We start from the raw sequence: 13,341 nt of genomic DNA, 5'->3' as shown, positions 1-13,341 counted from the left end.
AACCATGTAGCGAGTGATGAGTATGGCCATGGCGGCCCGGATATCGGTCATGACGACCCTGTTTTCCTTCGTGGCGGTGGATATCGTGCTTCCGCTCATCGTTCTTGTCGCGGTCGTGGCGATCAGCGAAACGCTGTTTGCCGCCACGGACCTTCTCGCAACGCGGAGGAGGGCGGCATGAAATGGTTCCTCATTCTCTGGGCGGGGCCGATCGCGCTGCTGGGCAGCTGGTATGGGCTTTCCTACTACGACATGAATTTCGGCATCTTCATGCTGACACGCGATGCCCACGATCTGGTGTTCCGCATCTACGGGCACATTCTGGGCATTCCACCGGAGAGCATTCCGCCGCTCGTCCTACGCGCCATCATCCTCGACAGCTTCCTGGTGCTCGGCATCATTGCCTTCCGCCGCCGCAAGAAGATTGCGGCCTGGTGGCAGGCGCGCCGTCAGTCGGCGCCGGCCGTCCTGGCCAGGGATGAAAGCCTGTCCAGCGCGCCCTGAAGGATGAAGGAGGCGGCCGCCGAGTCGATGCGCTCGGCCCGCTTCTTGCGCGAGACATCCATTTCGATCAGCGTACGTTCCGCCGCGACCGTCGAAAGCCGTTCGTCCCAGAAGACGAAGGGAATATCTGTTTTTTCCGACATGGAACGGACGAAGGCGCGGGTGGCCTGCACGCGCGGTCCGGCGCTGCCATCCATGTTCACCGGCAGGCCGATGACAAAGGCGGCGATCTTCTCCTTTGCCGCAAAGGCCAGCAGCAACTCGGCGTCCTGCGTGAATTTCACGCGCTTCAGCACCGGCCGGGGCGTCGCGAGCCGCCGGCCGATATCGGAAACCGAGAGACCGATGGTCTTGGTGCCGAGGTCGAGGCCGGCGACGGGCTGCCCGGGGGCGAGGATCTGCGACAGTTCTTCCAGCGTCAGCGTCGCCATGGGGCAGCCTCTCAGCGTTTGCGGACGAATTCGGTGCGCAGCACCAGGCCGCGGATGCTTTCATGCCGGCAGTCTATTTCTTCCGGGTTGTCCGTGAGGCGGATCGAGCGGATCACCGTTCCCTGCTTCAGCGTCTGGCCCGCACCCTTGACCTTCAGGTCCTTGATGAGCACGACCGAATCGCCATCCGCCAGTACATTGCCGGCGGCGTCATGCACGGCATTCTGCGCAACCTTTTCAGCCGCGACCTCGGAAGCCGGGCGCCATTCGCCGGTCGCTTCATCATAGATGTAATCATCGTCGCTCATGGCGAACTCCTTCTTCAATCATGAGCGCCACGCTTATAACGATCCGGCGGCGGATGGAAACGCCCTTCATGCCGACTATATTGCCTGGCGAATCCAAACCGGAGACTGTTCATGAAAATCACCTGGCTCGGCCACTCGGCTTTCCGCATCGAAACGGCGAAGGCAAAAATCCTCATCGACCCGTTCTTTACCGGCAATCCGGCCTTTGACGATTCGACGCGCAAGGACGCCGTTTCCGGCCTTACCCATATCCTGCTCACCCACGGCCATGGCGACCACGTCGGCGACACGATCGGGATCGCCAAGGAAACCGGCGCAACCGTACTCGCCAATGCCGATCTCGCCGCCTGGCTCGGCGCCAAGGGCGTGGAGAATGTCGATATGGGCAATACCGGCGGCACCGTACATTTCGACGGCTTTTCGACCACCTTCGTCAATGCGCTCCATTCGTCCGCGCAGATCACCGAGGACGGCACGTCCCATTCGCTTGGCAGCGCCAATGGTCTGGTCCTGCATTTCGAGGATGAGCCGACGCTTTACCACATGGGCGATACGGACATCTTTTCCGACATGGCGCTGATCAACGAGCTGCACCAGCCGGACATCGGCCTGGTGCCGATCGGCGACCGGTTCACCATGGGCGGTGCCGTGGCAGCACTCGCCTGCCAGCGCTTCTTCAAGTTCGGTACCGTCATTCCCTGCCACTACGGTTCCTTCGGGATCATCGACCAGACGGCGGACCTTTTCGTGCAAGCCATGGATGGTGCGTCCGCTCGCATCGAGGTGCCTGAGGTCGGCGGTGTCGTCACGCGCTGAACGGCGGGAAATCGGGCGAGGGGGCGTGGAACCGGCCATTCCCCCGTTGCGCCCCTTGGGCTTGGTCATTATAGCGAAGGGGAAATTTCCCATCGGAGACCGCCATGTCCGTAGATCTAGCCACCGTGAAGCGCGTCGCGCGCCTTGCCCGCATCGCCGTCAGCGAGGAAGAGGCAAACCGTATGACCGGCGAACTCAACGGTATCCTCGGCTTCGTCGAGCAGCTGTCCGAGGTCAATGTCGAGGGTGTCGAGCCAATGACCTCCGTCATGCCGATGGAGATGCGCAAGCGCCAGGACATCGTCAATGACGGCAACAAGGCCGATGCGATCGTCGCCAACGCCCCGGCCACTGACCGCAACTTCTTCCAGGTTCCGAAGGTTGTGGAGTAATCCTTGACCGTCACCATCGACGTCGAAAGCCCGCTCACGGATGAGGTTCGCACGCTGATCGCAGAGCTGGACACGGCGCTGCTTGCGCTGTCGCCGCCGGAGGCGTGCTATCACCTCACTGTCGAGGAGATGGCTGACCCGACTGTGACGGTCTGGATCGCACGCGACGGCGACACCGCTATCGGCTGCGGCGCGCTGAAGCGCCACTCCGACACGATTGGCGAGGTGAAACGCATGTTCACCCGGCCGGCCTGGCAGGGGCAAGGCGTCGGTCGGCGTATGCTCGAAAAGATCCTGGAAACCGCCGAACGGGAAGGACTGAAGACGCTCGTTCTCGAAACGGGGGACCAGCATCCGGCGGCATGGGCGATCTACGAAAAGGCGGGCTTCACCCGCTGCGGACCCGTGCTCGACTACCCGGATTCACCCTATTCCATATTCTATCAAAAGCAGCTTTCTGCTGCCTGACCTGAAGTGACCGCACCCATGACCGACCTGACCCGCCTGACCATTGCCGAAGCCCGCGAAAAGCTCTCCGCCAAGGAGATCAAGGCGGTCGAGCTGACGGACGCGTATCTTTCCGCGATCGAGGCGGCCAATCCGGCAATCAATGCCTATGTCGCCGTGACGCCGGAAAGGGCGCGCGAGATGGCGAAGGCTTCCGATGCCCGCATTGCCGAAGGCAAGGCCGGGGCGCTTGAAGGCATCCCCCTCGGCATCAAGGACCTGTTTGCCACCGAAGGCGTGCACACGCAGGCCTGCAGCCACATCCTTGACGGCTTCAAGCCGCAATACGAATCGACCGTCACCCAGAACCTCTGGAACGACGGCGCCGTCATGCTCGGCAAGCTCAACATGGATGAGTTTGCCATGGGCTCGTCCAACGAAAGCTCCTATTACGGTGCCGTGAAGAACCCGTGGCGCGCTAACGGCTCCAACGCCGATCTGGTGCCGGGCGGTTCGTCCGGCGGTTCGGCCGCAGCTGTCGCCGCGTTCCTTTGCGGAGGTGCGACCGCGACAGATACCGGCGGCTCGATCCGCCAGCCGGCAGCCTTCACCGGCACCGTCGGCATCAAGCCGACCTATGGCCGTTGCTCGCGCTGGGGCATCGTCGCCTTCGCCTCGTCGCTCGATCAGGCCGGCCCGATCGCACGCGATGTTCGCGACGCTGCGATCCTGATGAAGTCCATGGCGAGCGTCGATGCCAAGGACACGACCTCCGTCGACCGGCCGGTGCCGGACTACGAAGCGTCTCTCGGCCAGTCGCTGAAGGGCATGCGTATCGGGATCCCGCGCGAATACCGCGTCGATGGTATGCCGGATGAGATCGAGGCGCTCTGGCAGCAGGGCATCGCCTGGCTGAAGGACGCCGGCGCTGAAATCGTCGACATCTCGCTGCCGCACACGAAATATGCCCTGCCGGCCTATTACATCGTCGCGCCGGCGGAAGCCTCGTCGAACCTCGCCCGCTATGACGGCGTGCGCTACGGTCTGCGCGTTGACGGAAAGGACATCGTCGACATGTACGAGAAGACGCGCGCCGCCGGCTTCGGCACGGAAGTGAAGCGTCGCATCATGATCGGCACCTATGTGCTGTCGGCCGGCTATTACGACGCCTACTACCTGCAGGCCCAGAAGGTGCGCACGCTGATCAAGCGCGATTTCGAGCTGGTATTCAATGCCGGCGTCGACGCCATCCTGACCCCCGCGACCCCGTCGTCGGCCTTCGGCATCGCCGACGAGGAACTCGCGTCCGATCCGGTCAAGATGTACCTTCAGGACATTTTCACGGTGACGGTGAACATGGCTGGCCTGCCGGGCCTGTCGGTTCCCGCCGGGCTTGATCACAAGGGCCTGCCGCTCGGCCTCCAGCTCATCGGCAAGCCTTTCGACGAGGAAAGCCTCTTCCGGACGGCCCATGTCATCGAGCAGGCCGCCGGCCGCTTCACGCCGGCCAAATGGTGGTAGGGGCTCTTCCCTCGACACGCCAAGCATCCGAAAAGTTGTCCCGTAACGGCAATAGTTGCCGTTACGGCAGCCGCTTTGCGCCGTTTTCCGCTTGAACCACATCCCAACGCTAACAAACGCGCCCTCCCGGTCGTTCAGCCGGTGCGGATGGCAACGGATGGACGACCTCCTCCAGCTTTGCGACAGGTAGGGGATCGCCCGGCCGAGTGCCGAACGGTCTCGTTTCGGGATGCATCATCTCCGTGGATAGCCCTGCCGGTCTATCGCCGACTCACGCCGATGGTGCTTTCATCGTACCGAAGAGGTCTGGCGCATGATCATTGTTCGCAATGCCCGTGAAGGCGATGTCGCAACGCTTGTCGAAATCGGCACGAGGGCGTGGGAACAGGCCGTGGTCGGGGTTGCCGATCTCCAGGTCCGGCGCGACCATGCCCGCAACGCCTTCGAGCAGTTCCTGCCCGGCCATTGGCTGCATGTCAGCGTGGCCGAGGCCGACGGTATGCCTGCGGGCTGGGCGGCGCGCGAGGCTCTCGACGACGAGATCAGCGACCTCTGGATCGATCCCCTTCAGCAGAAGAAGGGATTGGGAACCGCTCTGCTGGCAGCCATGGAGGCGGAAATCATCGCTGCGGGCTTCGAAGCATCCCGGCTCCAGACCCACGCGCGCAACATTGCCGCCGTCGCCTTCTTCCAGAAGCACGGCTATTCGGTGAACTGGCTTTCCGTCGACTACTCGCCGCGTCTCGATCGCAATGTCGAATCGATCGGCCTGCGCCGCCAGCTCGTCGCCGATCTGCCGATTGGCTACGGGCCGGGCGGGTTTTGAAGGAGGCGCAGCCTTCGCCGCGCCTCCGCCCGCTCACTGGTTGTCGAGTTGCGATCGCACCAGTTCAAGTCCGCGTTGCGTGATGCGATAGGGCCTGCCGCCGGTCGAGGCGATGCAGCGCCGGCGCTTCAGCTTGCGAAAGAGCACTATGTCGAGCCCGCCCGCCCGCCATCCGTCGCGCGTGATGCAGGCGACGGCGGTGATCTTGCGGTTCTCGTCTTTTTCGATGTCGATCCTGCCGCCCTGAGCGAGCAGGTGCAGAATGCGCTGTTCTGCGCGGTAAATGTCCATTGTCGTGGGAATCCGTCTGGCGTTCGAACGAACGCGAAAAAACGTTCCGCCACCGGTCGGTGGCAGGGTTCAGCGTTTTTTCCGACCCTGTGCGCAAAAGCTGCGTACAGGGTCTCTAGCGGGACTCAGACGAGTTGGACATCAAGACTCCATTTGCGGATATCCCTTAGATAAATCCGACATCCTGCATCGTCAATGTGACGGCCAGATCAGCGAGTGATGCAGGAAGACGGCGGTCTTCACGCCATTGGCCGAAGCAAGCGCGATGTTGGCGGGGCCAAGCGCAATGTCGCCGGCGGCATAGAGGCCGGGCAGGGACGTCTGCCCCATATCGTCGGTCTGGAGGATGTTGCCGATCGGCGTGGCCTTCAGTTCCAGGCCGCGATCCCGCGGTATGTCGCTGCGCACTCGGGCTTCCGGGCTGACGAACAGCGCCTTGACCAGCGTGGGAATACCGGGACCTGTCTCGACAGCAAGCATCCCGCCAGGCCCGTCCGTGACAGCCGTTACGCGGCCAGGCCGCAGCTTCACATTGCGCGCCTCAAGCACCGCCAGATCCTTCTCGTCCGGCTCCGGCACCGCATTGGTGAAGAGCGTGACATCGCCCCAGTCGGCAACGACGGCGGCAAAGCGCGCGGCCTCGGACGTGCGCGCCAGGACGCCGACCGGCCCGCCGCCCACTTCATATCCATGGCAGTACGGGCAATGCAGCACCGTCTTGCCCCAGCGTTCGGGAAGGCCGGGAATATCAGGCAACTGGTCCTCGAAGCCGGTGGAGAGTAGAACGCGGCGCGCGTCGATCTGCCCGCCATCGCCGGTGACGACGGTAAAGGCATCCCGTTCTCCGTTCAGGGTTTCGGCCGATGTCGTCCGGAACGTGACGGTTTCGTAGGCGGCAAGCTGGCGGCGGGCATCCGCGAGGATATCCGCACCCGGCCGGCCGTCCTGGGCGAGAAAGCCGTGCGAGTGCGCAGAGAAGCGGTTGCGCGGCAGGCCCGTGTCAAGAATTGTGACGCGGCGCCGGGCGCGGGCAAGCTGCATGGCGGCGGACAGGCCGGCAAAGCCCCCGCCGATGATGATGGCATCTTCGGTCATGATCGGTCCTTTCATGTGAGCGTGCGGCATCCTTCGCCCGGCACATGCCGGTCGTTTGATGAGGATGCGGGGAGTGCTGCCTTAGCCTGTATCGGCCCGGCAGTGTTTCGCCGCCGCGCGGAAGTCGGCGGCGAGATCGGCCAGCGTCGAGCCGGCAAAGCGCGCCATCAGGATGGCTTCCGCATCCTTCAGGGCGTCGCCGATCACCCGGTTGACGGATTGCTCGACAACGCAGCCCGGCATCTCCGTCGCCGGGCCGATCTGGAAGACGATCGGTTCGCCAAGCGCATTGTAGATGTCGAGCAGAGAGATTTCGGCGAGCGGTCGGGCAAAGTGCCAGCCGCCGCCATGGCCGCGGCCGGACTGCACGATCCCGGCGTCACGAAGTCCGGCCATGGTGCGCCGGACGACGACGGCGTTGGTGTCGAGGCAGCGCGCAAGATCGTCCGACGTCATCGGCTCCTTGCGTTCGGCCATATGCATGAGTGCATGAAGCACGGCGGAAAGGCGGCTGTTTCTTTTCATGTAACAATAATAGTTACGAATAATGATGGATGTCAATAAGCGGCGGGATATGATGTCAGCCGGCAAGCAACAGTCGTTGGAGGTCGGGGCCGAAGATCAGCGCTGCGGGAACCAGGGCGGCATGCAGAATAAGGATCGCCAGGAGTAGCGTGCGAAAGGGCTCCTTGCGGGTTTTGTGCCGCAACAGGCGTTGCGCGGCAAAGGCACCGAGGCTGCCGCCGAAGAAGGCGAGTTGCAGCAGGCGCGCTTCGGAAACGCGCCAATGACCGTCGCGCGCCGCTTCCTTGTCCCACCAGTAGACGCAGAACGTCACGACGTTGAAGAGGAGGAAGATGATCAGAAGCGTTGCCGGCGTGCCCATGACACCCTTTTAGCCGCACAACCTTGCCGGCTTGCTAATGAAGGCCGGTGGCATCAGCTGAAATCCTTGCGCCGCCTGTCCATATGTTCTACCGAGACAACACCGAAGACACCACAGCAAGAGCCTAAAAATGACCCTCGTCGACGTCCGCACTCCCGATCCGAAACGCTTGATCCCCGGCGCCACAGGCGACTGGGAAGTCATCATCGGCATGGAGGTGCACGCACAGGTCCTTTCGAGTTCGAAGCTGTTTTCCGGCGCTTCCACGCAGTTTGGCAAGGCGCCGAATGCCAATGTCTCGCTCGTCGATGCCGCCATGCCCGGCATGCTGCCCGTCATCAACGAGGAATGCGTCAGGCAGGCCGTGCGCACCGGTCTTGGCCTGAAGGCGCAGATCAATCACCGCTCGATCTTCGACCGCAAGAACTACTTCTATCCGGACCTGCCGCAGGGGTACCAGATCTCGCAGTTCAAGGACCCGATCGTCGGCGAGGGCAAGATCGTCATTTCGCTCGGCCCTGATCGTCACGGCAATTTCGAGGATATCGAGATCGGCATCGAGCGCCTTCACCTGGAGCAGGACGCCGGCAAGTCGATGCACGACCAGCATCCGACCATGTCCTATGTGGATCTCAACCGCTCCGGCGTGGCGCTGATGGAGATCGTCTCCAAGCCAGACATGCGATCGTCGGACGAGGCAAAGGCCTATATGACGAAACTGCGCTCCATCGTGCGCTATCTGGGCACCTGCGACGGCAATATGGACGAGGGCTCCATGCGCGCCGACGTCAACGTTTCCGTGCGCCGCCCCGGTGAGGCCTTCGGCACGCGCTGCGAAATCAAGAACGTCAACTCCATCCGCTTTATCGGCCAGGCGATCGAGTATGAAGCCCGTCGCCAGATCGGCATTCTCGAGGATGGCGGTTCCATCGACCAGGAAACGCGTCTGTTCGATCCCGGCAAGGGCGAGACGCGCTCCATGCGCTCGAAGGAAGACGCGCACGATTATCGCTATTTCCCCGATCCGGACCTGCTGCCGCTGGAGTTCGACAATGAATTCGTCGGTAAGCTGCTCGCCGACCTGCCGGAACTGCCCGACGACAAGAAGATCCGTTTCGTCAAGGATCTCGGTCTTTCGGTCTACGACGCCTCGGTGCTCGTCTCCGAAAAGGCGATCGCCGATTATTTCGAGGCGGTGGCCGCCGGCCGCGACGGCAAGATTGCCGCGAACTGGGTGATCAACGACCTGCTGGGTGCCTTGAACAAAGCCGGCAAAGACATTGAAGAGACTCCGGTTTCCCCCGATCAGCTCGGCGGTATCATCGATCTGATCAAGGATGGCACGATCTCGGGCAAGCTCGCCAAGGATCTCTTCGAAATCGTCTGGAACGAGGGTGGCAACCCTGTCGAGATCGTCGAGGTGCGCGGTATGAAGCAGGTGACGGATACCGGGGCCATCGAAAAGGCGGTCGACGAGATCATCGCCGCCAACCCCGATCAGGTTGCCAAGGTCCTGGCCAAGCCCACGCTTGCCGGCTGGTTCGTCGGCCAGGTCATGAAGGCGACGGGTGGCAAGGCCAACCCGCAAGCCGTTCAGGCCCTGGTCAAAACCAAGCTCGGTATCGAGGAATAATGGTGTTCTTCGTTCGCACCGCGTCGGAGCGCGACCTGGCAAAAGTCAGCGAGCTGCTGTCGGAGACGTGGCACGCGACCTATGACGCGCTCTACGGTGCCGACAAGGTGAGCGAGATCACGGCGCGCTGGCATTCCGTGCCGGCGCTGAAGGCCCGGCTGGAGCGCAAGGACAGCGAGTTCGTCGTCGCCGACGACGGCAAGGCGTTTGCCGGCATGGGCTATGCCGGCATGGCGAAGGACCGGCCGAAGACGGCCATTCTTCACCAGCTCTATGTCCTGCCGCGCTATCAGCGCCAGGGCATCGGACGTGACATGTTCGCGGAGCTCGAAACCTGCTTTCCCGATGCGAACGCCATGTTGGTTGAGGTCGACCCACGCAGCGATGCGGCCGTGGCCTTCTATGCCGCACACGGTTTCGTCAAGGTTGGCGAGACAAAGCACACCGCAGACGATGTTTCCGGCGTGCCGCTTCATGTCTACGAGAAGCCGCTCGGCGGCTGATCCGCGGCGAAAAGCCGTGGGCGAAGGCGCGGGAATCGCTGGACATTCACACCCTGTCGCGCCATAAGCAGAGAAAATATCAGTCTCGGGCCGTGTTTCGGCATGGCCCTGCCAAGGACGCCAGCCATGAGCCTTCTCACGCAGATCTTCACTTGGTGGAACGGTCAGACGATCGGAACCCGCTTTCATACCTGGCGCTTCGGCACGAAGGTCGGGCAGGACGAGTTCGGCAACGTCTATTATCAGGGTGGCAAGGACTCCGAAGGCCGCACGCGCCGCTGGGTGATCTACAATGGCTATGCCGACGCCTCCGCCATTCCGGCCGGCTGGCACGGCTGGATGCATCACCGCACCGACGTTTCGCCCGCCGACGAGGACTACAAGCCGCGCGAATGGCAAAAGACGCATCGCGCCAATCCGACCGGTACGTCCGAAGCCTACCGTCCGCCGGGGTCGCTTGCCGCAACCGGCGAGCGTCCGCGCGTCACGGGTGATTATGACGCCTGGACGCCGGGTAACTGATACCGATTTGGCCACATTTCGCCGGTAGCCCGAAGCGGCCGGCGAATGCCGGCACAGATCGCAGGAGACGGCTTTCATGACATCAGGGTTTTCGCGGACAGGCGCCGGCAGGCGGTTCCTTTCGGTCATGCTGGCGACGGTGGCTGTCGGATCTGCCCTTGCGCCGGTCACGGCCGAGGCGGCCCGTATCGAGAACCCGGTTGCCGTCTTCTCCGGCATCGACAAGATTACCGGGCGCATTACCAGCTTCGATGTCTATATCGGCGAGACCGTCCAGTTCGGCGCCCTCCAGGTGACCCCGAAGGTCTGCTACAGCCGCGACGATACAGAAGCGCAGAAGATCACCTCTTTCGTCGAAGTCGACGAAATCACGCTCGACCGCAAGATTCGCCGCATCTTTACCGGCTGGATGTTCGCTGACAGCCCCGGCCTCAACGCCGTAGAGCACCCCGTCTATGACGTCTGGCTCACCGAATGCAAGGCCAAGTCCGATGTGCCGCCGCCAGACGATTCCGAAGCGAAGGTGCAGTAAAGGCCCCGTTCGCGGCGGTGGATCCTAAGCTAAGTGCAAGGATAACGGAGGGGAGGGAGTGTGGCCCGCCTCCGTCAAACGGCGTGGCATGCGGTGCCGTTTCTATGTTTGTCGCTTATCTTCTGGCGTCATCCTCGGACTTGAGCCGAGAATTCATGCCCTCACCGCAAAACTCATCGTCTCAGAACGGCAGGTGTGGCGAGGCGAGAGCGTTCGCCAGCATGTCCTCATAGTCGATTTTCGGCACGTCGATCGCTCCGAACGTCTTCAGGTGATCGGTGGTAAACTGCGTGTCGAGCAGGCGAAAGCTGTTCGCCTTCAGGCGCTCGACGAGATGGACGAGGCAGATTTTGGAGGCGTTTGTCCGGCGCGAGAACATGCTCTCGCCGAAGAAGGCGGCGCCGAGCGACACGCCGTAGAGCCCGCCGACGAGCTGGTCACCTTCCCATGCCTCGACCGAATGGGCGTGGCCCATGCGATGCAACGTGCCGTACAGCGACTTGATCTTTGCGTTGATCCAGGTTGACGGCCGATCCGGCGCGGCCTGTGCGCAAGCTGCGACCACGGCGTCGAAGGCGGTGTCGAAACGAATGTCGAAGGGCTTCTGGCGGATAACCTTGGCGAGGCTGCGCGAGACGTGGAACCCGTCAAGCGGGATGACTCCCCGCACATCCGGCTCGACCCAGAAGAGCTCCGGGTCATCGGCCGAATCGGCCATCGGGAAGAGCCCGATGGAATAGGCGCGCAGCAGAAGTTCCGGCGTTATTTCCGGGTTGCTGCCGCGACGCCTTGCCATTGCCCAACGCCTCTCAGGCGTCGGTCGTGCTGGCCAGATAGTTTTCCAGCCAGTGGATGTCATAGTCGCCGTTGGCTATGTCCTGGTTGCCGATGAGGTCCTGGAACAGCGGCAGCGTCGTCTTGATCCCGTCGATGACAAACTCGTCGAGCACGCGGCGCAGGCGCATCATGCATTCGACACGCGTGCGACCGTGCACGATGAGCTTGCCGATCAGGCTGTCGTAGTAGGGCGGAATCTTGTAGCCCTGATAAGCACCCGAATCGACGCGCACGCCAAGACCGCCGGGCGCATGGAAATGCGTAATCGTGCCCGGGGAGGGAACAAAGGTGCGCGGGTCCTCGGCATTGATTCGGCACTCGATGGCATGGCCTGAGAAGACGATGTCTTCCTGTGTGACGGACAGGCCGGCGCCGGAAGCGACGCGGATCTGTTCATGCACGAGATCGATGCCGGTGATCGCTTCCGTGATCGGGTGTTCCACCTGGAGGCGCGTGTTCATTTCGATGAAATAGAACTCGCCGTTCTCGTAGAGGAATTCGACCGTGCCGGCACCGCGATACTTCAGCTTCTTCATGGCGTCTGCGCAGACCTGGCCGATCTTCATGCGCTGTTCGACATTGAGTGCCGGGGAATTGGCTTCTTCCCAGACCTTCTGGTGGCGCCGCTGCAGCGAGCAGTCACGCTCTCCGAGATGCACCGCATTGCCCATGCCGTCGCCGACCACCTGGATTTCGATGTGGCGCGGCTTGCCGAGATACTTTTCCATGTAGACGGCGTCGTTGCCGAAGGCGGCGAGCGCCTCCGAACGTGCCGTGGAGACGGCTTCCTCGAGATCGGCCTCGGTCTTGGCGACCTTCATGCCGCGACCGCCGCCGCCGGCGGTGGCCTTGATGAGCACGGGAAAGCCGATCTTGCGGGCAACTTCCAGCGCGTTCTCCGGCTTCACCTCGCCGTCGGAACCAGGAACGACGGGAATGCCGAGTTCCTGCGCCGTCTGCTTGGCGGTGATTTTGTCACCCATAATGCGGATATGTTCAGCCGTCGGGCCGATGAAGGTAATGCCGTGTGCGTCCAGAATCTCGGCGAACTTGGCGTTCTCCGACAGGAAGCCGTAGCCCGGATGCACGGCGTCGGCGCCGGTGATTTCGCAGGCGGCGACGATCTGGTGGATGTTGAGGTAGCTTTCGCGCGACGGCGGCGGGCCGATGCACACGCTTTCGTCGGCGAGGCGCACATGCATGGCATCGGCGTCAGCCGTGGAATGCACGGCGACCGTCGCAATGCCGAGCTCCTTGCAGGCCCGAAGGACCCGGAGGGCGATTTCGCCGCGGTTGGCAATGAGGACTTTGGAGATCATGGGACCCGCCTTACTCGATGACGATCAGCGGTTCGCCATATTCTACCGGGCTTGCATCCTGAACGAGGATTTCGGTGATCTTGCCCGAACGCGGCGCCGGAATCTGGTTCATCGTCTTCATCGCTTCGATGATGAGAATGGTCTGGCCTTCCTTGACCGTCGCGCCGACTTCGATGAAGGGGCGGGCGCCCGGGGCGGGAGAGAGGTAAGCCGTGCCGACCATCGGCGCCGTGACGGCGTTCTTGTTGTTGCGCGCGTCGACCGCGGGGGCGACGGCGGCGCTCACAGCCGGGGCGGCAACGGGAGCCGGAGCGGCCATCGGCGCCTGGACATATTGCGGCGTTCCGGCGCGCGAGACGCGGATGCGCAGTTCATCCTGCTCCACTTCGATCTCGGTCAGGTCCGTCTCGTTGAGGATATTGGCGAGATCGCGGATCAGGGCCTGATCGATGCCGTTTTTCTTGTCAGCCATGGGAAT

General features: G+C 62.7%; 20 protein-coding genes. 11 read left to right on the top strand and 9 right to left on the bottom strand.

Annotated features, from left to right (window positions below; all coding sequences use genetic code 11):
* Positions 1-49: 49 nt before the first annotated feature.
* Together MNR02_RS22920 and MNR02_RS10300 are read left to right on the top strand one after the other, a co-directional pair.
* Positions 50-181, top strand: coding sequence for a hypothetical protein (locus tag MNR02_RS22920; RefSeq protein ID WP_256464450.1), 132 nt, complete (start codon positions 50-52; stop codon positions 179-181).
* Positions 178-504, top strand: coding sequence for a DUF6105 family protein (locus tag MNR02_RS10300; protein ID WP_241596324.1), 327 nt, complete (start codon positions 178-180; stop codon positions 502-504). Before MNR02_RS22920 ends, MNR02_RS10300 begins: the two co-directional genes overlap by 4 nt.
* Here MNR02_RS10300 and ruvX read toward each other — a convergent pair.
* Together ruvX and MNR02_RS10290 are read right to left on the bottom strand one after the other, a co-directional pair.
* The gene (ruvX, locus tag MNR02_RS10295) at positions 450-935 is read right to left on the bottom strand and encodes a Holliday junction resolvase RuvX (RefSeq protein ID WP_241946719.1); all 486 of its coding nucleotides are present in this window, start codon (positions 933-935) and stop codon (positions 450-452) included. The genes MNR02_RS10300 and ruvX overlap by 55 nt on opposite strands.
* Before the next feature lie 11 nt (positions 936-946).
* Entirely contained in the window at positions 947-1,243 is a 297-nt protein-coding gene (locus MNR02_RS10290; RefSeq protein ID WP_241946718.1) for an alkylphosphonate utilization protein, read from the bottom strand.
* Positions 1,244-1,354: 111 nt separating this feature from the next.
* Between MNR02_RS10290 and MNR02_RS10285 the strand changes: the two genes are divergently transcribed.
* The 5 genes from MNR02_RS10285 to MNR02_RS10265 all read left to right on the top strand — a co-directional run bounded on the left by MNR02_RS10285 (position 1,355) and on the right by MNR02_RS10265 (position 5,245).
* Complete coding sequence (locus MNR02_RS10285; protein ID WP_241946717.1) at positions 1,355-2,059, top strand: metal-dependent hydrolase; 705 nt, start codon at positions 1,355-1,357, stop codon at positions 2,057-2,059.
* A 104-nt stretch (positions 2,060-2,163) separates the two neighbouring features.
* Positions 2,164-2,451: an Asp-tRNA(Asn)/Glu-tRNA(Gln) amidotransferase subunit GatC gene (gene gatC / locus MNR02_RS10280; RefSeq protein WP_241596313.1), complete on the top strand. Its 288-nt coding sequence runs from the start codon at positions 2,164-2,166 to the stop codon at positions 2,449-2,451.
* Positions 2,452-2,454: 3 nt separating this feature from the next.
* Positions 2,455-2,919 carry a GNAT family N-acetyltransferase gene (locus MNR02_RS10275; RefSeq protein WP_241946716.1) on the top strand — a complete coding sequence of 155 codons (465 nt, stop codon included), beginning with the start codon at positions 2,455-2,457 and terminating at the stop codon, positions 2,917-2,919.
* 18 nt (positions 2,920-2,937) lie between these two features.
* Positions 2,938-4,419, top strand: a complete 1,482-nt coding sequence (gatA, locus tag MNR02_RS10270; protein ID WP_241946715.1) for an Asp-tRNA(Asn)/Glu-tRNA(Gln) amidotransferase subunit GatA — start codon at positions 2,938-2,940, stop codon at positions 4,417-4,419.
* Between the two features lie 313 nt (positions 4,420-4,732).
* Positions 4,733-5,245, top strand: a complete 513-nt coding sequence (locus MNR02_RS10265; RefSeq protein WP_241596304.1) for a GNAT family N-acetyltransferase — start codon at positions 4,733-4,735, stop codon at positions 5,243-5,245.
* Between the two features lie 33 nt (positions 5,246-5,278).
* Here the strand turns inward: MNR02_RS10265 and MNR02_RS10260 are convergent, their stop codons facing one another.
* The 4 genes from MNR02_RS10260 to MNR02_RS10245 form a co-directional block, all read right to left on the bottom strand.
* Positions 5,279-5,536, bottom strand: coding sequence for a YjhX family toxin (locus MNR02_RS10260; protein WP_241946714.1), 258 nt, complete (start codon positions 5,534-5,536; stop codon positions 5,279-5,281).
* Between the two features lie 192 nt (positions 5,537-5,728).
* Complete coding sequence (locus tag MNR02_RS10255) at positions 5,729-6,631, bottom strand: NAD(P)/FAD-dependent oxidoreductase (protein ID WP_241946713.1); 903 nt, start codon at positions 6,629-6,631, stop codon at positions 5,729-5,731.
* Positions 6,632-6,712: 81 nt separating this feature from the next.
* Positions 6,713-7,156: an Rrf2 family transcriptional regulator gene (locus tag MNR02_RS10250; RefSeq protein ID WP_241946712.1), complete on the bottom strand. Its 444-nt coding sequence runs from the start codon at positions 7,154-7,156 to the stop codon at positions 6,713-6,715.
* A 55-nt stretch (positions 7,157-7,211) separates the two neighbouring features.
* A complete protein-coding gene (locus MNR02_RS10245; RefSeq protein ID WP_241596292.1) occupies positions 7,212-7,517 on the bottom strand; it encodes a DUF1294 domain-containing protein in 306 nt (101 codons plus the stop codon).
* 130 nt (positions 7,518-7,647) lie between these two features.
* On the opposite strand from MNR02_RS10245, the gene gatB reads away from it, so the two are divergent.
* The 4 genes from gatB to MNR02_RS10225 all read left to right on the top strand — a co-directional run bounded on the left by gatB (position 7,648) and on the right by MNR02_RS10225 (position 10,707).
* The gene (gene gatB, locus MNR02_RS10240; RefSeq protein ID WP_241946711.1) at positions 7,648-9,150 is read left to right on the top strand and encodes an Asp-tRNA(Asn)/Glu-tRNA(Gln) amidotransferase subunit GatB; all 1,503 of its coding nucleotides are present in this window, start codon (positions 7,648-7,650) and stop codon (positions 9,148-9,150) included.
* 2 nt (positions 9,151-9,152) lie between these two features.
* Positions 9,153-9,653 carry a GNAT family N-acetyltransferase gene (locus MNR02_RS10235; RefSeq protein WP_241948855.1) on the top strand — a complete coding sequence of 167 codons (501 nt, stop codon included), beginning with the start codon at positions 9,153-9,155 and terminating at the stop codon, positions 9,651-9,653.
* Between the two features lie 126 nt (positions 9,654-9,779).
* A complete protein-coding gene (locus MNR02_RS10230) occupies positions 9,780-10,175 on the top strand; it encodes an NADH:ubiquinone oxidoreductase subunit NDUFA12 (RefSeq protein ID WP_241946710.1) in 396 nt (131 codons plus the stop codon).
* A gap of 127 nt (positions 10,176-10,302) precedes the next feature.
* A complete protein-coding gene (locus tag MNR02_RS10225; protein WP_241948854.1) occupies positions 10,303-10,707 on the top strand; it encodes a DUF2155 domain-containing protein in 405 nt (134 codons plus the stop codon).
* Between the two features lie 181 nt (positions 10,708-10,888).
* On the opposite strand, the gene aat is transcribed toward MNR02_RS10225, so the two are convergent.
* Genes aat through accB form a run of 3 tightly spaced genes read right to left on the bottom strand, consistent with a single transcriptional unit; the run spans position 10,889 to position 13,335 of the window.
* Positions 10,889-11,503 carry a leucyl/phenylalanyl-tRNA--protein transferase gene (gene aat / locus MNR02_RS10220; protein ID WP_241946709.1) on the bottom strand — a complete coding sequence of 205 codons (615 nt, stop codon included), beginning with the start codon at positions 11,501-11,503 and terminating at the stop codon, positions 10,889-10,891.
* A 13-nt stretch (positions 11,504-11,516) separates the two neighbouring features.
* Positions 11,517-12,863, bottom strand: a complete 1,347-nt coding sequence (gene accC, locus MNR02_RS10215; RefSeq protein WP_241596280.1) for an acetyl-CoA carboxylase biotin carboxylase subunit — start codon at positions 12,861-12,863, stop codon at positions 11,517-11,519.
* Between the two features lie 10 nt (positions 12,864-12,873).
* Positions 12,874-13,335: an acetyl-CoA carboxylase biotin carboxyl carrier protein gene (accB, locus tag MNR02_RS10210; RefSeq protein ID WP_241946708.1), complete on the bottom strand. Its 462-nt coding sequence runs from the start codon at positions 13,333-13,335 to the stop codon at positions 12,874-12,876.
* Between the last annotated feature and the right edge of the window lie 6 nt (positions 13,336-13,341).

Origin of the sequence: Shinella sp. H4-D48, from assembly GCF_022637395.1 — a bacterium.
GTDB lineage: Bacteria > Pseudomonadota > Alphaproteobacteria > Rhizobiales > Rhizobiaceae > Shinella > Shinella sedimenti.
The sequence above is the reverse complement of the archived record's forward strand: the minus strand, read 5'-3'. Positions and strand labels throughout refer to the sequence as shown.